This is a genomic window from Arcicella sp., from assembly GCF_964672035.1.
This window is the reverse complement of sequence record NZ_CBABQS010000028.1, coordinates 1-23,432: the sequence shown is the minus strand read 5'-3', so window position 1 is coordinate 23,432 and position 23,432 is coordinate 1. Positions and strand designations below refer to the sequence as shown.

The following is a 23,432-nucleotide window of genomic DNA, read 5'->3' as shown; positions in this document are numbered from 1 at the left end:
TTTGAAAAAGTTGAATTTCTGAATTATATTTTTTAAAATTCAGGCTTTGATTAAATAATGGTTAGAATCTCAGATTAAAAAAATCTGCGAAAATCTGCGTTGCCGAAGGCATCTGCGTCATCTGCGTGCTAATAAAATTATCTATCGATATCCCTCCGCCTGCAAATTAAATAATTCGGCATATCGTCCGCCTTTTGCCAAGAGTTGTTCATGCGTTCCAATTTCTAATACTTGCCCTTTATCCAATACCAAAATCCTATCCGCCATTCTTACAGTTGAAAAACGGTGCGAAATCAAAATGGCAGTCTTGCCTTTGGTCAATTCGGCAAAACGCTTGAAAACTTCATATTCTGCTCGTGCATCTAATGCGGCGGTTGGTTCGTCCAGAATTAGTACATCTGCCTCCCGTAAGTACGCCCGTGCAAGCGCCACTTTTTGCCATTCGCCACCCGATAATTCTACCCCTTTGGCAAATCTTCGCCCGAGCGGTTGGTCGTAAGTCATTGGTAATTTGTCAATTACAGAATCGGCGAGACTTTGTTGAGCGGCTCTTTGCAATTCCGTTAATTCCTCCCGATGCACAATATCTCCCACCGCAATATTATCACCCGCCGTAAACTGAAACCGTTGAAAATCTTGAAAAATTACGCCAATATGTTCCCGTAATTCAGTGAGATTATACTCTTTCAAATCATAGCCATCCAATAATATTCGTCCTTCATCGGGGTCGTAAAGTCTGCCCAATAGTTTTACAAGCGTCGTTTTTCCCGCTCCATTCTCGCCAACTAAGGCCAATTTTTCCCCCACTTGAAGCGTAAAATCTAAATGCCGATTTGCCCATTTATCCGAATTTGGGTATTTAAAGCCCACGTTTTCAAAACGAAAACCCTCTTGAATTATCTTTGGAAAAGCCCTCGGATTGGCAGGGGAAGCAATTTTTGGGATAATTTTATAAAATTCAAACAAATCATTCAAGTACAAAGCTCCTTGCGAAATGCTGTTGAACCGTCCTAAAATACTTTCCAATAAAGACCGTAATTGTCGGAATGAACCCGCCAAAAAAGTAAGACTTCCCACCGTTACTGCTCCGTTCACCGTTTGGATAATAATAATTCCGTAAGCGGCAAAATATCCCAAGGTTCCCACCGCCAAAAGTAAACTTCCCCAAACGGCTCTTTCGATGGATAATTTACGATTTTCGTGGTAATAAAGGATGGATAAATTCTTAAAGCGCTCAATCAGGAAGTCAGATAAACCAAACAATTTTACCTCCTTGGCGGTATCATCACTCGCCCCGATGAAGCGATAATAATCCAATTCTCGCCGTTGGGGAGTCCAGCCAAATTGAAGTGAATAACTTTTGGCGTTGAAATGTAATTCACCCAAAAACGATGGAATCACTGCCACCAAAAGCAACAAAATTAACCAAGGATTAAAGGCGATTAAACCCACCAAAAGTAAGCCCATCGTGATAAAATCCTGTCCTTGTGCGAGTGTTTGCGAGAGCAAAATGGTGCGTCCAGCGGTTTGTTGTCTGGCACGTTCGAGTTTATCATAAAAAGTGGCATCTTCAAATTGAGCTAAATCCAATGAAGCTGCGTGTTTCATTAATTGAATAGAAGTTCTATTACCAAACAAATCTCCTAATAAGCTGTCTGTCAAGCTAATACCTCTTGAAAGTAAATCGCCCACGACGGCTAAAATAAACTCAACACCAATTAATAAATACAAATGGTTAAAGTCTTTTGGTGAATGATTTACTTGAAAAATAACTTCATCAATGATTAATTTCGCTACGTACAAGGCCAAAACGGGCATTCCAGAACGAATTAATCGAAGAAAAGTATTGCTAATCGTGAGCGAAGGCGAAGTCTGATATACCTCTTTCAAAAAAGCAGGAAGATTTGTCAAAGCCTTGAATCGTTCACGCATATTGGGTTTATTATCAGTGGAATCTTTGGGGGAATTTCGAGCCATTGTTTTGTTTTGAGATATGAATTAATAACGGTGATAAGGTTGATTGGGTTCATCATTTTCAAATTCCACAAAAAAAGGCGAACATCGCTGCTCGCCTTTTTCCTACTCATTTATTTTACTTCGCTTGCTCCTTCAATTTTGCAATTTCCTTTTCAGCTGATTGAATTTTTGCTTCAACATCCTGACGGAATTTATCTGCATTTTTAGATTTTGCAAAGAATTCTAAGTTATTTCTGTACGTTGCAATATCATTTTCAAGCGTTTGAATCTTACGACGAGCATCGCTATTTCCACCGCCAGCGTTATTAGAACTATAATCTCCTCTGTTTGAGTTATAATCTCTGTTTCCACCACGGTCGTTACGGTCGTTGTTTCGGTCATTACGTCCGCCACCACTTCTTTCTGGACGGTCGCCACGTGGAGGACGTGGGCTGTCAGTCATGGTTAATTGCTCTTTTTCTTTACTCGAAAGTTTGCCCATGGCGCTCACATACTTATTGATGGCGTTGATATAACGCTTACCAATTGTCTGCATATCTTTCTTTGGAACAAAACCAATGGCCGACCATTCTGCTTTGAATTCTGCCAAACGAGCCGTATTTGCTCCTTCCACAGATTCTGCTTCGATGGTATCGCAAAGAGCCGTTTTCTTTTCTAAATTCGCTTCAAAATCTTTTTCAACGTGTTGATTTTTAGCACGTTTCGCATTAAAGAACGCATCACAAGCCGTTTTGAATTTCTCGTAAATTGAATCTTTATCTTTCTCTGGAACATGACCAATATCACGGAATTCTTTTTGTAAACGAATTACGGTATTAGTTGCTTCTTGTGACTCATCTCCACTTTCCAAAAGCGCTTCTACTTCCGCAATAATGGCGGTTTTCGCTACTAAATTTTCATCACGTTTTGATTCTAAAACTTTAAAAAATTCAGTTTTATTACGGAAGAAAGTTTTAATATCTGCCCAGAATTTATCACTCAATTCTTTGCCTTTTTCTTTCGGCATGAAACCTTTTATAGCATTCCATTGGTCTTGAAGCGCCAAAAGTGTTTTTGTACGGTCGTTCCATTCGGTAATCGTAGTTGAATTGAAAGTTGCAAAAGGCTCAATCAATTCAGCAATGGCTAATTTCAAGGCAAATACTTGTTCGGCTTCGGCTTTTGATGCTTCTCCTTGTTCACGGCGTTTACCATAAATCACATCTAAAGCATCCTTTACTCGTTGCCAAATTAGTTCATTTTCTTCTTTTGGAGCGGGTCCAACGTGCTTATATTCTTCAAAAGCGGCAACTGCTTCGTCTAACATTTTACCCGTCACTGGCTCTGTTTTAGCTGCTTCCGATATTTTTTCAATCTTAGTACAAAGTTCAATTTTTTGTTGAAGATTACGCTTACGGTCAAGTTCCAACAACTCAAAATAAATACTTCTATTACTGTAAAATCTATCAACTAAGGCGTGGAAAGTTTGCCATAAGGTATTGTTGTGCGGAGAATTAACATTCCCAGCAGCTTTCCATTCGTCTTGAATTTTCTTAAAATCGTTAAAACCCGTTTTGATATGGGCAGGGTCTGAATTGTCTTCGCCTTCTACGAGTGTACGAAGACGATTAATCAATTCAGTTTTTTGATTAAAGTTTTTGTCTTTTTCCTTCTCAATGCTCTGGAAATACTTTGAACGCTCATCTTTCAAACCTTTGAAAAGTTTGTCGAATTGCTCAACGTCAGCATCAAATTTGTAGTCGAAACCTTCTTCTGAATCCTCATTTGCTTCCTTGAATTTGGCAAGCGCTTCTGCTTTTTCAGTCGCTTTGATTTGCTCAAATAATGGACGAACCTCTTTTAAAGTATCTTCCGAACGTCTAAAAGTTCCTACTGATGGATTCTCTTTTACGTCAGCCATTACTTTTTCTAAAGCAGCTAAGAAATCTTGTTTGCTGTAATTAGAATAATCAACTGTCTGAATTTCGACTGGTTCTGCTTCAATTTGTGCAACTATTTCGTTGGCGGTAGTTGATTCAGAGGTTATTTCTACAGGCGTAGAAATTTCTGCAGCTGGTTCAGAGATTGGCGCTGGTTTTTCTTCAGTTGGTTCAGAAACTAATTCTGGTGTAACTTCTTCTACTGGGGCTAATTCCTCAACTGGTTCAGTAACTTCAAGTTTTGACTCTGAGATTACTTCTTCAACTGGTTCAGTAATTTCCTGCACAGGCTCTGAAATTATTTCTTGTGTTGGTTCAGAGGCTTCTGGTGCCTCGCTCACTGGTGAATCTACTTGCTCAGTAGTCTCAGTTGTCTCGATAGCCTTTGCTTCGATTTCTTCTTTAATTTCTTTTGCTTCTTCGTTAATCATGCGTGCTTTTCGACTTTGAAAGGGTTTTAGGGTTGAGGCCTACAAAATCGTTAATATGAGATAAACATTTTAATCGGGTTTAACCCGCTGACATACAGTTAATTATTTGTGGTATTATAATTTCAATACAAAAATATGTAAAATACTGAGAGATACGTATAAATAGTAGTACAAATTAAATCTTTTCAGACTTTATTTACAACTTTCAACTCCTTTGGATAATAATTATTTATCCGATTGAGCAAAATTTTTGCCCATCCCAAACCAAAATTTTCAAAGGTCATCAACGACCAACCTTTTTGTGCTTGGTCAAGCCTGAAGTCTTCTCTTCGTAAATATTTCAAGGCATCTTCTTTTGTAAGTTCCACCCGATTGATATTATCCGAAATATACAAACTAAGTGCCAATTGATGGTCAGGAATTAAATCTTTGCCCGCAATTTTTCCCATTTTCACCCCTGCTTTCCGTATATGTAAATACATTTCTAAGACTTTTATCAAATATTCATGTTCCGAATTTATTAAGAAAAACTCCTCTTTGATGTCGTACCAATTATAATTGTCAATGTCTTTTATCCAATACCTAAAAACTTCTCGTTGTGTTCGGCGACTGTTATTTTTGATCGGCCTTCCAGAACGGACAAAAGTTTCTTTTTCGGGATTATTCTTTTTTAAAGCGGAGATAAAAAATCCTTCGCCTTTCTCATTAGGATAAAACCTAAGAATTTTCTCCTTCAAAGCGTTGGCCGCACCATATTTTTCACAGACCCAATCCATAACTTCCTCATTTTCAGCAGTTGAGTACGAAGAAGTTGAATAAATTAAAATTCCACCATCTTTCAAAGATGCCCAAGCATCAGCAATAATCCGTTTTTGTTTTTGAGCAAAGAGTGCTACATTTTCTAAGGACCAATCTTTGATGGCTTCGGGGTTTTTACGAAATAATCCCGAACTTGAATTGGGAGGGTCAACGATTATTACATCAAAAAAACCCGATAATTTGCCAAAATCTTTTGGGTCGTTGCTGGTAACGATGGTATTCATTGTTCCAAATTTAGTCATATTATCGGCTAAAATATCCGACCTTGTGCTGATAACTTCATTGCTTACTAGAATAGATTCTGGCGTAATCAAACTGGCAATGTGCGTATTTTTACCACTTGGAGAAGCACATAAATCTAAGATTCGGAGGTCTTTGGATAAATCAACGGTGTTGCTGAGAACATATTCTAAAGACATTGAATTTGCCTCTTGAATCGTGTACGTTCCTGCGTAGAAAAGTGGGTCTGCATTGAAATTTGGCAAATTATCCGTATATCTTCCGTATTCAGAAAAGAGAACGGGAGTAGTTGTTATCGGAGTACCAGTTTCCGGGGTCTGTGTCTCCACAGACCACTTTACTGAAATTTTGAATGGATTTAAGCGAATGGAAATAGGTATTTCGCCTTGTTCGTGGGTTTGTATGAAGGCTTCTTGGTTGAAACCTTTTATATCGTTGATTGAATCAATTAAAGCATGGGGAATTTTCATTAGCCAAATTTACGGATAATTTAGCTAATGAAAATCCTTTTGTTCTACTTAATATTTCCTCCAGGATTCAATTTGCTCGGTACAGAGGTAGGAACGGTTTTGTCAAAATTATCGTCCGAAAGCGTGTTAATAAAAGCAATTAATGCGGCGGTATTATTCTGAATTCTTACATTTCTAATTTTTGCATCCACTTGTATAATATTCACATTTGGATTTTGAGAATTTCCACCAGCGATTCTTCCATAGAATCTTAAAATATCGTCTAAAGTGCCAAAAACACCACTGTGCATATAGGGAGCCGTTACTTTCAAATTGCGTAAACTGGCCGTTCTGAAACTATACGTGCCATTTGCACCAGCATCAGACGTAGCTAATTTGGCATTATCCGGTACTGAAAGCACGTGTAATTGGTAATCCGAAAACATACTTCCCGTATGACAACCCGCACAACCTACAGTCTGAAAAGCGTTCATTCCTTGAATTTCTAAGGCATTCATGGCGGTTTTTTCACCCCTTTTATAACGGTCAAATGGGGAATTATTGGCAGTTAAAGTTCTTTCAAAAGCGGCAATTGCCACACTCATATTGGGAATAGTAATTGCTTGCGTTGTGCCAAAAGCGTTTTTGAAAAGCAACTGATATTCTGGAATATTTTTTAACCTTGCCACCACACTATCCAAGGCATTTGTTTCGGTAAACTTCGTTCCTCGCATTTCTTCCAATGTTTTTATGGGTTCAGCGGATTGATTTTCAAGGCTTTTTACTCTCGAATCCCAAAACATTGGCGCATTAATTGGGTCATAATTTCCGTTTACATCCATCCCATTGAAAGCAGTATTCAAAATGGTTTGGGAATTTCTTTTGACAAAAACACCCGTTCTCGGATTTAAAAAATGCCTATTTACGCCTAAACCTACGCCACCTACACCAATTGATACATCCAAATTATCGGCGTATCCATTGGCAGGATGATGACAAGTGGCACAAGCAACATCTTTATTGCCCGATAAAATTGGATCCCAAAATAACATTTTTCCTAAGGCAATGGTTTGTGGACTTGCCGTGATGGCATCAACTTTTAGGGCTGAGGGCGTTAATTCTTCCGAAACAGTGGCTACTTCAGGGTCATTATTCTTACAAGAAAAAACAAAAAGTGAGAAGACAAGGCATGAAAATGCCAAAAGTAGGGTTTTGTGGTTCTTCATAATGGATAAAAATTTGGAAAATTGAGCAGTAAAAAAGATTTACGTAAATTTCTATCAACGAATTATGATTTAGAATGTGGAAGATTCATAAGACAAACGAGATTATTGGTTAATTCTTGTTAATTAGATGAACTTATTTTGAAAAACTTGCGGAGTGAAATAATTTTCTTTAAATATTTATTTCACTCCCTGCAAAGCTTTTGGAATTGTTATCATTTCGGTCTGTCTTCCGTCGATGTATCGAAAACCTTTTTCATCAAAAAAACCGTCTTCTTCCAACATAATTCGGATGGTTTTTTTCCATTCAGAAATCTCTACGGCGGCATTTAATTCGATTGAAAATGCGGTATTTGGATTGAGTGGATAATCACCACTACCGATGGTTTTGCCTTGATTATCCCACATGCCGATGGTGGGGCCTGCTGCGTGTCCGTGATTTCCGATTGGGTGCGTATAAATTGTACCATTTAAGCCTTCTTTTTTCGATTGTTCGAGAGCTTTTGATAAAATTTCATTGCCCGACATGCCAATTTTGAAATTATCAGTCAAACAATTTTGCACTTGATTGCCTTGCTTAAAGGCATTTTTTAGAAAATCGGGAATATCACTTTCGCCCGCTCGCAATATGTATGCGTGTTGTTGTTGGTCGGTATTGAGGCGTAAATACGTAATTCCAAAATCACAATGTAATAAATCGCCTTGTTTAATGATTTGCTTGGTTGGACGTTTGGTGAATGTGCGAAGATGGTCAAAATTATCGGGGTCGGCTCTTTGAATATCTACTGTTGGGTGAAACCAAGTTTCCAAGCCCAAATCCGTTACTCGCTGACGCATCCACCATACTACATCCTCCGTGGAAGTTACGCCTGGTTGAATGACTTTATCAGAAAATGCTTCTTGAATAATTTCGTGTGAGATTCTGCAAATTTGTTGATAAATCGACATCTCTCTTTCGGTACGAGTTTCCAACCAATTAACGGCCAAATTGGAAGCTGAAACTACCCTATTTTGAAATTGAGCGGGTAATTTGTCCATAAACTCTTTCTGCTCGGTGTAGGTCAAACCGTCGGCGTGAGCGTAAAATTTAGAGAAATTGAGTCCAATTTTCTTAGGGTTTTTCTCTTGAATTGTTTTCATCAAAGCATCCCATTGGTCGGGATTTGTTTTTAAATCCCATTCACCTTTGAGCAAATTTCCCACGTCATACCGAGCAATGGCTAAACGTTCAATGCCCTTTGTTCCGCCACTATCCGAGAAAACCATAATCGTTCTACGCCTTGCCGACAGCCAAACGGCGGGCAACATCGTTTTCATCACGGGGTCTTCGTTGTATTCTCTTGAAATCAAAATCCACATATCAATGCCTTCTTTTCGCATCAATTTGGGCAAAAGATTGGTCATTTTATCTTCCAATAATTCATCAATTACCTCTGCCCGTTCACGTTCGGGAAGGATTTTAGATTGCGCAATTGCCGTGAATGTTGTGAAAAGGATTAGGAAAATGGGTAAGATTTTTTTCATAAGAAATGTTTATTTTGAAAGGTTATTGCTAAGGAGTTTTTTGCTTTTTTATTGACAAAAACCTATTGTAAGCATTTAATTAACTTACCGCCACAGTTTTTTGTAAAATCCGTCCCCTAAAAAATTAATTAAGCCTAAATCTGTAAAATACTTCACTTGAATTTCTATTTTTTCGGGGATATTTTTCTGAGAAGGAAAGATTTTTTTGAGATGGTTCTCGAATAAATTTACTTCTTCCAACGTAAAAACTTGTTGTTGGGTTAAATTTATACAATTGAAAACTTCTAATTGCCAACCTTCAAAAGCCGTTGCAATGGCATCGGCTGGCGCATCTGCTACATCAAAAGTTTCTCTGATATTATCAACTTCAAATTTTGATAACCGTAATTTTTTCTGGGTAGTATTTTTCTGAATCGGCAAAAGCATTTTTTTGATGATTTCAATTTCTGCTTTTTTTACCGCCCGAGTTTCTTCGTGTTTAGCAATGATATTATAATCTTCCAAAACGTCTGCCACCATTATTTTGTCATCTAAAAATATCCCATATTCAAAATTATTCAGTAATCCTGCATCGGATAAATTTGCCGAAGCAATGATGGCCTTTTTATCATCAAAAAGGTAAATGTTTGAATGGATTCTTGGATTGATTTTTATTTTGCAGTTGGCGGTAAGGATGGTATCGAAAGCTGATAAATCACTTTTGCCTGAACAGAAATGGGAGAATTTGAAGCAAGTTATCAATTCAAATTTTGCTTGACTTTGTTTTGTTAAAAGTAATTCTTGGCAAACGTTTTCTTTGATAAATGGAGAGATAATTTTGATTGATTTTTTAGCCGTTGACACTAATTCAAGTAATTCATTTTTCCAAGGTGTGGTTATTATCCTCATCACAAAGCTGATTTATTTTTATATTCTGAAATGAATTCGTTATTAATGAAAAAACTGCATTAAGATTGAATTGACCTACATAAGTAAATTTTTTACCTATAATTTAAACGAATTTCCAAGGTTTGTATTATGCTAAAATGGGCTTAAAATGACTTTATTTTTGTCATTTTTTGTCAATAATTTTAGATATAATTTAGCCAAATTTTATTCTTGATTTTTCCTAAAACTCCAAGCGACTATTCGGCTCGTTTTTTGCCCTTGAGCCATATCAATGGTACGAACTTCAAGGGCTTTTACGTTTTTTAATGCCCGATAAATACTGGGCAAATGTTCTTTTTTTGAAATTAGACTTGTAAACCAAACGAATTGATTAGGTATCGTTGCCGATTCGAGAATCATCTTTTTTACAAAACTTTCCTCTCCGCCTTCACACCAAAGTTCTGCATTTTGTCCTCCAAAATTTAAGGTGGGGTTTGAAGATTTTTTGCCGCCTAAATTTTTTATTTTTCGTTGCGTTCCTGCCGTTGCTTCAGCCAAAGAAGTATGAAAAGGAGGGTTGCAAATTGATACTTCAAAAACTTCATCGGGCAAGATTATTCCTTTGAAAATATTAGCTGAAGAAGTTTGTAATCGCACCTCAATTTTATCTGAAATCACCTCGTTATTTTCAATAATATTCTTGGCAGATTGAATCGCTATGGGGTCAATGTCGGTGCCGACAAATTGCCAATCGTAGGCGTGACTGCCAATAATTGGATACACACAATTGGCTCCAACGCCAATATCAAGCACTTTTATTGACTTTCCTTTTTGAATAATACCATTGTTTGAAGACGCTAATAAATCGGCAATATAATGAATATAATCAGCCCGTCCAGGAATAGGAGGGCAGAGGTAGTTTTTGGGAATATCCCAATTAGAAATGTTATAAAAATGCTTTAAAATAGCCTTGTTGAGCATTTTTACCGCTTCTGGATTGGCAAAATCAATGGTTTCAGAATCATATCTATTGATAAAAATGAAAGGCAGCAGTGCTGGACAACTTTTGATTAATGCTTGAAAATCATACCGAAAACGATGCGGATTTCGTGGATGAAGATTGTTTTTTTCGGTTTGTATCTCTTTCATTTCTTACTAATAAACCATGCCCACGCAATCAATACAAATTGAATTGGTAGCCGAATTAATGCTATTTGATGACTTCCAATAGCAGGTTTTTCTTTGAATATATCCCAAATATGAAGTGGTAAAAAAAGCAACATCATCGCCAAAATGCCTAAAGTTGCCAAACTACGAAATGGAGGAATAAATACACCTACGCCACAAACAATTTCTAAAATACCAAACAAATAATTGGTGGTTTCGGTTGGTAAAAAAAATGGTATAAATGGGGCGTACATTTCGGGCTTTAGGAAATGATTTATACCTGCCAGTATCATAAAAATCCCAAAGAGGAAGGTTAGAATTAGTTTCGTGGGTTGCATTAATTGATTCTTTAAAATGGGTTACAAATTGCGATTTACGTCTTGAACATGACATTTTATGGGACTTTCAAAAATATCAAAACTTCACTGAGGTTCAATTTAAGGAATTTTGTGATAGAAAACGGCATTTTAATTTGGTTAGTATCTTTTTGTGGGATATGCTGAGCATTTATGGGTAGTTAAAAACCCTGATATAGTCGCTGTGGTGGAGAATTAAGAGGGAGTCAATTTTGGATAATTATTCAATTTTCAGTGGCGGACCAACCACTTGCATTTCATTATCAATGAAAATTTGGGTAATTTCCTTTGGCGTTGGTTCATGGTCTAATGCTGACATGGTTACGAAGAATTCTTCCATTTTCCCTGCGGGTTGGAAAATAACGGTCATTTTACCTTTTTCGGATACTTGCGTCCAAGCGTGCGGTACATTTTTGGGTAGGAAAATGGTTTCGCCCATGCTGACACGAAATTTATCTTCGCCAATTTGAAAATAATATTCCCCTTCAACAACGTAAAACATTTCATCTTGGTAAGGATGCACGTGCAAAGGAGTCCCTCGCCCTTGCGATAGTGAAGTTTGTTCAAACATGGCAAAGCCGTTGTTAGTATCTTTTCCAGATATTTTTACATCTAATACATTGGCATTAACCCCTTTTAATTTAAGGTGTCCATGTGTTCTGCCTTCGCCTGCCTTTACTTTGAAACCTCTATCAGTCCTTGAATTTCCCATTTTATTCGTTGATTTTACGGAAACAGAAACCGCTGTGGCCGCTAATATTGATACGATGAATTTGCTCCTTTTCATTTACTTTGAAATTTAAAAGTTATGTTATTATCTTATCAAAAGTGGTAATTAGTAGGAAATTAAGCGATTTTTTTCTGAAATCTATGTAAAAACTTGATAACTTAGTTACTGGCCATAATCTATATTTTTATGATAATTTTGGGTGAAATTTAGTGGATAATTTTCTCAATATCTCGATTAGGAATTAACCACATAATGGCTACAACCACAAAAATTCCACAAGAAACCATTGGTACGAAATATGCCAAAATTGTAGCCAGAAAATACAAAACTATTGAAGCAATCCCTTTGCGTGTACTGCGATTAGCTTTTTTGAAAACCGAATCTTCTTCGTGAATTTTCGATAATGTTTCGGTCAGAATATTATAAGCAAATCCCGACATCAACGCAATTATGGCGTATAAAAGCACTGGTACGGGAGTAAAATGATTTTCGCCCATCATCCATCCTGAAGCAAATGGAAACAAGGATAACCAGAACAATAAATGGCCATTAGCCCATAATACTTTGCCGTTGACGTGTTTGACCGATTGAAACAAATGATGATGATTGTTCCAATAAATTAGTACATAAATAAAACTTAAAATATAGCTCAAAAAAATACCTAAAAGTGGTTGAATATCTTTTAGGGTATTGCCATGAGGCACTTTTAGTTCTAAAACCATGATGGTAATAATGATGGCTAACACACCATCGCTGAAAGCTTCTAAGCGGGTTTTTGACATATTTTTTGATTTAAATTTAAGTATAATACAAAGCACATTCAAGGGTAATGAAGAATCTTCTTAAGGGTTTTAAAACCCTTAAGAAGATTAAAATTGTTCTTTATATGAAAGCCATCAGAAAATTTTAAAATTCAATTTCACTAAATCTGTGTGTATCAAGAGTCAGTTCATGAAATCGTAAATATTGCTCTCGATTCCCAAACCAATTCAAAATTTCATCTCTTTCCAAGCGGGTAGTTTTCTCTAATAAAAAAGCATTATAGGATGAATGTTGCCAATCGCTTAATTTTCTACAAAATCCATGATGAATAGGGTTGAAATGAATATAGTGAATTAGGGAAGTAAAATAACTATCAGTTGGGACTACTATTCTTTTAAGATGATTCAGAAAAAGCCCTCCTTTACGATTAAATTGTTTCTTAATTGCTTGTTCATATCCATTCAAAAAATGTTGAAACTGCAACATTACTAATTTATGAAAATCCAAAGTTTCGAATAAAATATTTCTACTGCGTATTTTAATCAATAAGTGAAAGTGATTTGGCATTAAACAACAAGCATACGTTTGACAGACAGGATGTAGATATTCGGCATATTTTTTAAGAAAATAGTGGTAATTGCCTGTATTCCTAAATAAATTTTCATGTCCAATAGCGTGATTATAAACATGATAATAGGTGTCTGGTTGAAAACTATTTGAGAATTTTTCCATATTATTTTTGATATATTTTCATCTTTAACTGTCCCAAGGGTTTTAAACCCTTGGGACAGTTTGTTACTACTTCTCATTAGAAACCACAATCGTCTTCTTCTCAGCCCCAACTCCCGTAATCGTCAAAGATTTCCAAGTTTTGGGAAGTTTAATGTCTTTGATTTGGGTGATACCTTCTTCGCCAATGTCCAAACCGCCAAAACCGTTTAGAATCGTTTGTAAAAATCCTCCTGCACCCGTGGCAAAATAGGGATTTGTGCCTCCTGCGGTTTCTGATAATACGCCAAACGGTGGAACTTCATTTGGTTTATAGCTTTTGGTGAAGAGTTCAAAAGCCTTGTCGGTATTATTCAAACGGGCGTGTAAAATACACATAATCGCCTGCGACATGGCGGGTCCATCGGTTGACATACGGGCTTCATAATAATCTAAATCTTTCTTAATTAGCTCTTTTTCAATAACTTGGTGCATTGGATACGACAATAAATTTACATCTGCTTGTTTGATTGTCTCACCCGTATAAGTAGCGTGTTCTTTCGTTACGCCATCGGCATTTCTCAGAATTACTAATCCGTTCATTACCTCCTCCCACTTTGGATTTGACGTAATTTTCAACTCATCGGCCGCATCAATTGCGAAACCTAAAACCTCTTTTGTCATGCCGTTGGTGTAGGCATTATCGTCCACATTTTCCGCCCATTCGTCCGCACAAACTACGTTGATAATGTGATAATTTCCGTCCGTTCCTTTCTCCGCACGACTTATCCAGAAATCGGCAACTTCTTTCAATAATGGATATCCACGAGTTCTGAGCCATTCTTTATCTTTCGTAACTTCATAATATTTCCAAAATGCCCATCCAATATCACCCGTAATGTGATGTTGAAATGGCCCAGTCAAAGCCCAAACTGGCGTGGCTTCTTGTCCTTTATCGTCTGACTCCCAAGGAAACATTACGCCCTTATATCCGTGCGATTTTGCATTGGCACGAGCAGATTCCATGCGTTCAAAACGGTATTCCAAGATTGATTTAGCCATTTCTGGATGCAAAACCAAAATGGCAGGGTACATCCAAATTTCAGTATCCCAAAACACGTGTCCATTATACCCCAAACCCGAAAGTCCCATGGGCGAAAGACTATACGCCTGTCCTTCACGACAAAATGAATACAAATGATACATCGCAAAATGGGCCGCCCGTTGTGCTTCTGGGTCGCCTTCGATTTTGATGTCGGAAGTCCAAAGTTTTACCCAATCGGCTTTGTGACGACTCAATAAACGGTCGTGTTTTTCCAAAGCCGCATAAATTGTTAGTCTTTCGGCTTCGTTTTGTGGGTCGGGGGTTTGTTCCGTTGAAATCGTTGAACCCACAATACTAAATGAATAGGTTTCTCCCGCAATCATCTTTTTCGTAAACTTCAAACGGTGCATTCCGTAGTCCCATTCTTCGTGAATTAATTGCGGTTCTTTTCCCCGTTCTTCGCTGAAAATAAAGGAGTTAGAAGCTGCTAACGTATGCTTGCCCGTTGGCGATTTTGCTACCGAAGTCATCAAAGGAATTAAAGCGTGTGGACGGTCAATTAGCGCATAAGAATTTTTGACATCTCGCAACATATCTGGGGCAGACATTACACTATGGGGCGTAATTTCGCAGTCTTTCTTGGCTTTTACCTCCACATCAATCATCATGGTAAACGGCAAATGACGTAATGCCATAACTGAATATTTAACCGACACCTTATCCTGATAATCAAAAGTAGTGGTTAGAATCGCATTTTTCATGTCTAACGATTGCTCATAATTACTAATCTCAGCTCTTCCCAAACGGCGAGCATCTACTTCCAAATCCATGTTGGCGAATTCAAAAGTTTTAAGAATATTCGAAACTCTTCCACGTCCGTAGGTATCAAAAGCACCGTTCAAAACCACATCTTTCACCTTCAAGGGTTCGGGTGATGAAACAATCCCAATCATACCATTGGCAACCGTTACGCCGTAATAGTTACTTGGATTAATTTTGTCGGCTTTCACAATCCACGGGTCTTGGGCTTTCAGCAATGAGCTGTGAGCGATGAGGAATGAGAGAATTAAGAGTTTAGATAATTGTTTTTGCATTGTATTGAGGTTTTATAAAAATGGAAGGAAATTAAGACAGAGCTGTACCTAAACAAATTTTCCTATTTCGAAATTATGAAAATTCTTTAAGAAATCATTAACAAAGTGCAATTAGGGGCAAGAATTGGTTGAAATATCTTAAATATACAAAAGGGTAAACGGTGAACGGTAAATAAAAAAAACGTTCTTATAACTGTTCACCCCTTACCGTTCACCGTGAACCGTTTACCGTAAAATGAAAAAGCACATTAATTTCCTCGAAAAAATAGTAACATCTATTATCATTACCTTCATAACAATAGTGATTTATAATTGCTTGTGGAAATATGTAAATTGTACTTAAACCAATAGTTTTTCATTTTATTTGTTCTTTCTATGACGGTTACGGTAAATTTGTAGCAAAATATCTAACACAATACAAACCCAAACTGCCAATGAATCTTTCTGTCATCAAAAAAGTGGTGTTAATGCTCGGCTTTTGTTTGCTCCAAACGTTCGTTTTCGCCCAATCTCCTAAAATCGAAAAACTGCTTTTTGGGGTTGCGTATTACGATGAATATATGCCTTACGAACGCCTTGAAAAAGACGTAGCCATGATGAATCAGGCGGGAATTAATGTGGTTAGAATTGCGGAATCAACGTGGAGTACCGTAGAACCGCAAGATAATGTCTATGATTTTTCGCACATTGATAGAGTGCTAAATGCCATGCACAAAGGCAATATTAGCGTTATTATTGGCACGCCAACTTATGCGGTTCCTACGTGGTTGGTCAAAAAATATCCTTCAGTTTTGGCCACAACAGCCCACGGACAAAACCGCTACGGTGTTCGACAAAATATGGATATTACCAATGAGCATTTTCGTTTTCATGCCGAACGAGTGATTCGCAAAATCATGGAACACGTAAAAGACCATCCTGCTATTATTGGGTATCAAGTCGATAACGAAACCAAGCATTATAATACCGCTGGCGATAATGTTCAAAAGGCTTTTGTGGAATATATAAAAAATAAATTCAAGACCTTAGATAACGTTAATAAGGCTTTTGGCTTAGATTATTGGAGTAATAAAATTAATAATTGGAATGATTTTCCTTCAACTGTCGGTTCAATTAATGCCAGTTTAAACTCAGAATTTTCAACATTTCAACGTCAATTGGTGACTGATTATTTGGCTTGGCAAGTAGCGTTGGTCAAAGAATACAGCAAACCAAACCAATTTGTTACGCAAAATTTCGACTTCGAATGGCGTGGAATTTCTTACGGAATTCAAACCGATGTCAATCATTTCGATGCCAGTAAAACCATGGATTTTGCGGGCGTGGATATCTATCATCCTACGCAAGATAATTTAACGGGTATTGAAATTTCGTTTGGTGGAGATGTGGGTCGTTCGATGAAAAATAAAAATTATCTTGTCATCGAAACCGAAGCGCAAGGTTTTCCGCAGTGGGTTCCGTATCCCAATCAATTACGTTTACAGGCGTTCAGTCACTTGGCTTCGGGAGCAAATATGTTGGAATATTGGCATTGGCATTCCATTCATAATTCGGCAGAAACCTATTGGAAAGGTTTGTTGAGCCACGATTTTGAACCCAATCCAACTTATAATGAAGCTAAAACTATCGGAAAAGACTTTCAAAGATTAAGTGATAAATTGGTGAATCTTAAAAAGACAAACGATGTTGCCATTCTCTTTAGCAACGAAGCCCTCACGGCTTTCAATGCTTTTAGTTTTGGTTGGGGAGCCAAAGAAAATTACAACGACATTTTACGGCCTTTATACGATGCGCTTTATAAAATGAACGTCGGAACGGATTTTATCGACCCTTCGGTAAAAGATTTTAGTCAATATAAACTCATTGTTATACCCGCTTTATATGCCGCTTCGGATGAATTATTAACCAAATTGAACCTTTACGTAAAAAATGGTGGCCACGTTGTTTATACTTTTAAAAGTGGATTTTCGAATGAAAATGTTAAAGTCAGAAGCACTTTACAACCAGGTATTATCAACGAAGCCTGTGGAATTTCGTACAGTCAATTCACCATTCCGAAAAATGTTTCGTTAAAAGGCGACCCTTACCAAGTGGGTGCAGGAGAAAATAAGGTGAATACTTGGATGGAATTAATTACGCCAACCACCTCCAAAGTATTAGCTTATTACGACCATCCTGTTTGGGGAAAATATGCAGCTATTACGCAAAATGCCTACGGAAAAGGCGTAGCGACATATATTGGTTGCATGACAACGCCTGTATTGAACGAAAAAATATTGAAAGAAGCGTTAACAAAAGCCAATCTTTGGCGTGTTGACCAGGCTTTATATTTTCCATTAATTACAAAATCGGGCGTGAACCAACAGGGGAAAAAGGTGCATTATTATTTCAATTATTCGGCAAATCCAAGTACCGTAAAATATCCGTATAAAGGAGGTAAAAATTTACTGTCAAATACGTCTGTAACTCAAAACGCAACTTTATCTTTGGGCGCTTGGGGAATGGAAATTATTGAGGAGGATTAGTTTCTTATCATGAAAACTCATTAATAAAAATAGGTTTAAGCGTTGTGCATAAACCTATTTTTATTAATGAGTTTTCATGATTTTTTATCTCGCCGAAACCACTTCAATATCAAAAACCAAGGGCGAATAAGCAGGAATATCCGAACCTTGACTTTTTGAGCCATATCCTAAAGCTGAAGGAAAAATAAGCGTTGCTTTTTCGCCAACTCTCATTTTGGCAATTCCTTGGTCAAAACCAGCAATTGCTCCTCCTGAACCTAAAACAAAAGAAAAATTGCCTGCGTCAAATTGCTTATCGGTCAATAATCTTCCCGCATAGATAACCGAAATTGTCTGTCCATTTGCTACTTTCGCACCCGCTGAATTGGCTTTTGTAACAACATAACGCAAACCAGAAGTCGTTTTCTCGGTAATGGTTATTTTTTTTGCAGTAATATATGCTTCTATTTTTTGATTCTCTTGTTCGGGTGTTAGTGTTTCTTCACTACTACAACTTGAAATTAAAACGGATAAAAATACAACGAAAAATAATTTTGATTTTAACATTTGTTGGGAGAGTTTAATTATTTACACACAAAGGTAAGTATATCATTTAGAATCGTATCAAACATTTTTTTGCCAATGCTCCATTTTTTTCCGAAATTGAGACTTCATCACAAAACCTTTAAAAAATGAAATCAAATTTTATTAAAACGCTACTAATCGGTATCGTGTCATTTTTCCTTCTTTTTCAAATTAATGCCCAAAAACTCAAAACCGATTTATTGAAAAACATGAAAGCTCGTGCCATTGGCCCAGCGGCTATGTCGGGTAGAATCACGGCGATTGATGCGGTGGTATCAAATCCTGACATTATTTACGCAGGAGCTGCTTCGGGTGGCGTTTGGAAAACTGAAAATGGCGGAACCACATGGACTTCTATTTTTGACGAAAATCCAATTATTAACATCGGAGCAATTGCCATTCAACAGTCCAATCCATCGGTAGTTTGGGTAGGAACGGGCGAAGGAAATCCTCGAAATTCTGTCAATCTTGGAGCAGGTATTTTTAAATCGCTCGACGGTGGAAAGACTTGGAAATCAATGGGTTTGGAGAAAACTAAAAACATTCACCGAGTAATTATTGACCCAACAAACCCCAATATTGTGTACGTAGGCGTTATCGGAAATCCTTTCGCTGATCATCCTGAAAGAGGTGTTTTCAAAACCATCGACGGTGGACAAACGTGGGAGAAAATCCTTTATACCAACGAGCGTTCGGGCGTGGGTGATATGGTAATGGATCCAAGTAATCCCAATAAATTATTCGTGGCCATGTGGGAACATCACCGCAATTCTTACGATTTCAAATCGGGTGGAAAAGGCTCAGGATTTTATGTAACTTTAGATGGTGGAAAGAACTGGACAAAGTTGGCAAATAAGCCTAATGGTATTCCAGAAGGCGATTTAGGCAGAATTGGTATTGCAATTGCACGTTCGGAACCTAACCGAGTTTATGCTTTGATTGAATCTGCTAAAAATGCGCTTTATCGTTCGGACGATGGCGGGGTAAAGTGGGAAAAAATAAATGATGACGATGCCGAAACCATCAAAGGAAATAGACCTTTTTACTTCTGGGATATTGCCGTAGATTCTAAAAATGAAAATAGAGTGTACGGTATTTTTCAAATGATTTCGATGAGTGAAGATGGTGGAAAATCTTTCAAAGTGATTGTTCCTTACGAAGGCGTTCACCCCGACCACCATGCTTTCTGGATTCACCCAGAAGACCCTTCTTTTATCATTAATGGAAACGATGGTGGGGTTGCTATTTCCCGAGATAGAGGTAGAAAATGGAATTTTTCGGAAACGTTGCCCATTGGACAATTTTACCATATAAATGTTGATAATGAAATTCCGTACAATGTTTACGGAGGTTTGCAAGACAACGGTTCTTGGCGTGGGCCAGGTTATACATGGCAAGAAGGAAGCATCAGAAGTTGGCATTGGCAAATGATGGTTGGCGGTGATGGTTTTGACGTTATGCCTGACCTTCAAGATGTTAGACACGGATATGCGATGTCGCAAGGTGGAAATTTAGCAAGATACGATGCCGAAACTGGTGCTAATGTTTTTATTCGTCCAAATGCTCCAGACCTCAAAACTCGTTTACGTTTTAATTGGAATGCTGCGTTTGCCCTTGACCCAATTGACAAAAAAACGATTTATTATGCTTCGCAATTTGTCCATAAATCAACTGATAAAGGAATGAATTGGGAAACCATTTCACCCGATTTAACGACGGACAATAAAGTTCAACAAAAAGCGGCCGATGAAACGGGCGGATTGACGTTGGATGTAACTTCTGCCGAAAATCATAACACCATCTTGTGTATTGCACCTTCGCCCGTGACACAAGGTGTGATTTGGGTAGGTACGGACGATGGAAATGTGCAATTAAGCCGAGATGGCGGTAAAAACTGGACAAATGTTACCCCCAAAATTGTTGGGTTGCCGAAGGAATCATGGATTCCGCAAATTAGAGCATCAACTTTCAACGCTGGAGAGGCATTTGTGGTGGCTAATAATTACCGACAAGGAGACATGGGAGCGTATATTTTCAGCACGAAAGATTACGGACAAACGTGGACGCATTTGGTGGATGATAAAAAAGTGGTGGGTTACGCTTTGGCGATTCAGCAAGATATCGTGGAGCCAAAATTAATGTTTGTTGGTACCGAACAAGGACTCTGGGTAAGTGTGGACGAAGGAGCAAATTTTACGCAGTGGAAAAATGGATTTCCACCCGTTTCAACCATGGATTTAAGTATTCAGGAACGGGAAGCTGATTTAGTAATTGCCACTTTCGGAAGAGCCATTTATGTCTTGGATAATATTCGTCCGCTTCGTCAAATTGCGGCAACAAATGGGACGATTTTAACCCAAAAATTAGCCACTTTTGATAATGCTACGGGTTATATGGCCAATTATAGAGATGCCGCAGGTGCAGGTTTTGCGGGTGACGCTAATTACACAGGAGAAAACCGTAAGAAGGGTTTTAAACTGAGTTATTTTTATAATCCACCCAAGAAAGATACAAGTTCGGTGAAAAAGGATACCCAAAATATATTGGAAAATAAAGCATCAAACTCGAATATTAAAAGTGGAGAAAAAGCTAAAAATAAGCGCTTAGAAGTTAAAAATACGGATAATGTAGCAGTTGCTCCAAGTATGCCCAAGGATACGACTAAGAAAAGTGGAATGAAATATGATACCGTTTACGTGAAAATATATAATGCTGAAAATAAACTTATCCGAACTTTACAACACAAGCCAGATTCGCTTGGTTATCAGTCTTTTATGTGGAATATGACGGAAAAAGGGGTTCGTTTTCCAGGTACACCAAAACCTAAGAAAAATGCACCTGACGGTAACGGAATTGACGTTTTATCGGGAAAATATAAGGCTGTATTCACGTGTGGAGATGCTAAAGATTCTACCATGATTGAAGTAAAAGACGACCCAAGAGTGCCAATTTCAACGGAAGTAAAAACTGCACAGAGAGTTTTATACGCTCGCATGGAAAAATCAATTACCCAACTCACCGAAGCCACCGATCGCCTCTCTGAAGCCGAAGAAATTGCGAAAGCTGTTCAAAGCCAAGTGAAAGATAAAGAGGGCAAAACATTTGAAGATTTAGGAAAAGCCAGTAAATCGATTCAAGATTCTATCAAGGTAAAAAGAGAAATCATTACGGGGAAAAAATTCGAGAAGCAAGGCTACGGACGACCGTACCAAGTAACAGCGCAAGGCAAGATTTTTGAAGCGATGAATTATATTAGTTCAAAACAGATTAGCCCGACCAAAGGTGACATTAATTTAGTTGAACAATTGGAGATTTTGACGAAAGAATCCATCGAAAAAATTAATAATTTTTTTGCCAATAATTGGCTTGAATATCGTAAAAAAGTGGAAGCAAATCCAGTGAAAACTTTCAAGGATTATTCCCCAATTGGAGAAGGGAAGTAAAAAGTATAACCATAAAAAAAGCTACAATCCCGAATAATTTCGGGATTGTAGCTTTTTTTATGGTTAGCATTATCCTTCATAAATATATTTGTGTTTGAACGAATTTCAGTATGTAATCATGTTAAAATCATGATAATCGGCATTAAAAATGTAAAAAATAATCTTGTAAAATAAAACAAACAATTATAGAAATGTAATGTTCGAATTTTGGTAGTAACTATTTGAAACTCCTCAAAATAAGGCCTTTGTGAAAAATAGATTTTAGTAATAAGTCCGCCCTTCGCAATTTTTAGCATAAACAAAATCGAGTTTATTTACTACATTTTACACACTTTCAAAACTTGTAATATACACATAATTTAATCAATAAACAGTATGAAACAGCTAATTACGATTACAAAAACACTATTACTTTTCTCAATTTTCTTTAACGATTCATTTGCCCAAAAAGAATCACAAAATCCTTTCCCTGCCAATATCGTCTATGTAGATGCGGTGGGAGATTTCCCGAGTCAGCAAAACGGAGGAATTACGCTAAACCCATCCAAAGTATATATTATTGTTGGAAGCGTAGATATTGGACAAAATTTCATTAATATGAACGGAGCGGGTATCAGAGGACTTGACCCAACGAAAGATAGAATTATTTCAGCCGTAAAAGGTGCCGTTTTGAGAAGCCAAGACTTAGACGTTTATTTAGAAAAAGTGTGTGTGATTCCGTTAGGAGTCACTACTACTGCTTATGATTTCGAGGATAATACGGGTACAAAAACCCTAAATTTATTAGCTGGAAATTCGGTCATTGAAGCGCCAAGAATGGTCAGCGGAGGCGTTGGGCGATTTAGTGGGTTTAATTCGATGTACATTACTTCCAATTTTTGGCGATGCCGTGATGGTTTGAAAATTTCAGGTTCGACGGGTAAATTTTGTAGTGCTTTTAATTACATTACGGGTATTTCTTCGGGCGTAGGCATTGAATTTATGCCTGATTTTGAAGCAAGTGATATTGATTTATCGAATAATTATTTTGTGTTTTCAGGTAATACAGCCGTCAAATTCAACGCAAAAGCCAAAGTAGATCAAGCCAGAATGAACGGTAACCTTTTCAGAGGCCCAGCAGTTTTAATAACAGGATTTGATTCATTTACGCCTGGCTGGGAAATGAGGCAAAATGGCATCGGTTTGCCCGATACGAAGCCTTATGGATTTGTTTATATGAACGATAATGCGACGCCAACAAAATTGATTTCTCCGAATTTATTTGCAAAAATTGCTGGCGAAACTACCACTATAAAATCAGACGGATTTACGATTTCATCTAACAAAGTTACCTATACGGGCAAAAGACCTTTGAATGCACGTGTATATATCAACGTGGGCGGAAAAACACCCGAAGCTAATTCAGATTTATCGGTGGCAGTTTATAAAAATGGCTTGATTCAAATTGCCCCGAATTCATCTATTTCAGTAGGAGCAAAAAATGAAGGCTTTCAATTGACACTCGAAACAATTGCCGAAATAAATCAGGGCGATTATTTGGAAGTTTTCATTAAAAATAATGTCAACTCTACGCCCATTTTAGTAAAAGA

At 37.5% G+C, this 23,432-nt stretch carries 16 protein-coding genes; 3 read left to right on the top strand and 13 right to left on the bottom strand.

Annotation, left to right across the window (positions count from 1 at the left end; translation table 11 throughout):
- Positions 1-141: 141 nt before the first annotated feature.
- From AC1W31_RS09920 to AC1W31_RS09865, 12 genes are all read right to left on the bottom strand, one after another.
- On the bottom strand, positions 142-1,977 hold the full coding sequence (locus tag AC1W31_RS09920) for an ABC transporter ATP-binding protein (protein WP_481734278.1): 1,836 nt from the start codon (positions 1,975-1,977) through the stop codon (positions 142-144).
- A gap of 115 nt (positions 1,978-2,092) precedes the next feature.
- A complete protein-coding gene (locus tag AC1W31_RS09915) occupies positions 2,093-4,327 on the bottom strand; it encodes a DUF349 domain-containing protein (RefSeq protein ID WP_481734277.1) in 2,235 nt (744 codons plus the stop codon).
- 185 nt (positions 4,328-4,512) lie between these two features.
- Complete coding sequence (locus AC1W31_RS09910; protein ID WP_481734276.1) at positions 4,513-5,856, bottom strand: methyltransferase RsmF C-terminal domain-like protein; 1,344 nt, start codon at positions 5,854-5,856, stop codon at positions 4,513-4,515.
- Between the two features lie 44 nt (positions 5,857-5,900).
- Positions 5,901-7,061 carry a cytochrome-c peroxidase gene (locus tag AC1W31_RS09905; RefSeq protein ID WP_481734275.1) on the bottom strand — a complete coding sequence of 387 codons (1,161 nt, stop codon included), beginning with the start codon at positions 7,059-7,061 and terminating at the stop codon, positions 5,901-5,903.
- Positions 7,062-7,238: 177 nt separating this feature from the next.
- On the bottom strand, positions 7,239-8,582 hold the full coding sequence (locus AC1W31_RS09900; RefSeq protein ID WP_481734274.1) for a M24 family metallopeptidase: 1,344 nt from the start codon (positions 8,580-8,582) through the stop codon (positions 7,239-7,241).
- Positions 8,583-8,666: 84 nt separating this feature from the next.
- Positions 8,667-9,470 carry a phospholipase D-like domain-containing protein gene (locus AC1W31_RS09895; RefSeq protein ID WP_481734273.1) on the bottom strand — a complete coding sequence of 268 codons (804 nt, stop codon included), beginning with the start codon at positions 9,468-9,470 and terminating at the stop codon, positions 8,667-8,669.
- A 204-nt stretch (positions 9,471-9,674) separates the two neighbouring features.
- Complete coding sequence (rlmF, locus tag AC1W31_RS09890) at positions 9,675-10,598, bottom strand: 23S rRNA (adenine(1618)-N(6))-methyltransferase RlmF (RefSeq protein ID WP_481734272.1); 924 nt, start codon at positions 10,596-10,598, stop codon at positions 9,675-9,677.
- A complete protein-coding gene (locus AC1W31_RS09885) occupies positions 10,595-10,954 on the bottom strand; it encodes a DoxX family protein (RefSeq protein ID WP_481734271.1) in 360 nt (119 codons plus the stop codon). Before AC1W31_RS09885 ends, rlmF begins: the two co-directional genes overlap by 4 nt.
- Before the next feature lie 238 nt (positions 10,955-11,192).
- Entirely contained in the window at positions 11,193-11,759 is a 567-nt protein-coding gene (locus tag AC1W31_RS09880; RefSeq protein ID WP_481734270.1) for a cupin domain-containing protein, read from the bottom strand.
- A 149-nt stretch (positions 11,760-11,908) separates the two neighbouring features.
- Positions 11,909-12,484: a TMEM175 family protein gene (locus AC1W31_RS09875; protein WP_481734269.1), complete on the bottom strand. Its 576-nt coding sequence runs from the start codon at positions 12,482-12,484 to the stop codon at positions 11,909-11,911.
- Between the two features lie 124 nt (positions 12,485-12,608).
- The gene (locus tag AC1W31_RS09870; protein ID WP_481734268.1) at positions 12,609-13,196 is read right to left on the bottom strand and encodes a transposase; all 588 of its coding nucleotides are present in this window, start codon (positions 13,194-13,196) and stop codon (positions 12,609-12,611) included.
- 66 nt (positions 13,197-13,262) lie between these two features.
- Positions 13,263-15,311: a kojibiose hydrolase gene (locus AC1W31_RS09865; RefSeq protein ID WP_481734267.1), complete on the bottom strand. Its 2,049-nt coding sequence runs from the start codon at positions 15,309-15,311 to the stop codon at positions 13,263-13,265.
- A gap of 434 nt (positions 15,312-15,745) precedes the next feature.
- On the opposite strand from AC1W31_RS09865, the gene AC1W31_RS09860 reads away from it, so the two are divergent.
- A complete protein-coding gene (locus AC1W31_RS09860) occupies positions 15,746-17,836 on the top strand; it encodes a beta-galactosidase (protein WP_481734266.1) in 2,091 nt (696 codons plus the stop codon).
- 84 nt (positions 17,837-17,920) lie between these two features.
- On the opposite strand, the gene AC1W31_RS09855 is transcribed toward AC1W31_RS09860, so the two are convergent.
- Complete coding sequence (locus AC1W31_RS09855) at positions 17,921-18,382, bottom strand: FKBP-type peptidyl-prolyl cis-trans isomerase (RefSeq protein ID WP_481734265.1); 462 nt, start codon at positions 18,380-18,382, stop codon at positions 17,921-17,923.
- A 125-nt stretch (positions 18,383-18,507) separates the two neighbouring features.
- Here AC1W31_RS09855 and AC1W31_RS09850 point away from each other — a divergent pair, with 125 nt between their 5' ends.
- A complete protein-coding gene (locus AC1W31_RS09850) occupies positions 18,508-21,843 on the top strand; it encodes a VPS10 domain-containing protein (RefSeq protein WP_481734264.1) in 3,336 nt (1,111 codons plus the stop codon).
- 375 nt (positions 21,844-22,218) lie between these two features.
- A partial coding sequence (locus AC1W31_RS09845; protein WP_481734263.1) for a hypothetical protein occupies positions 22,219-23,432 on the top strand: 1,214 nt, incomplete at its 3' end.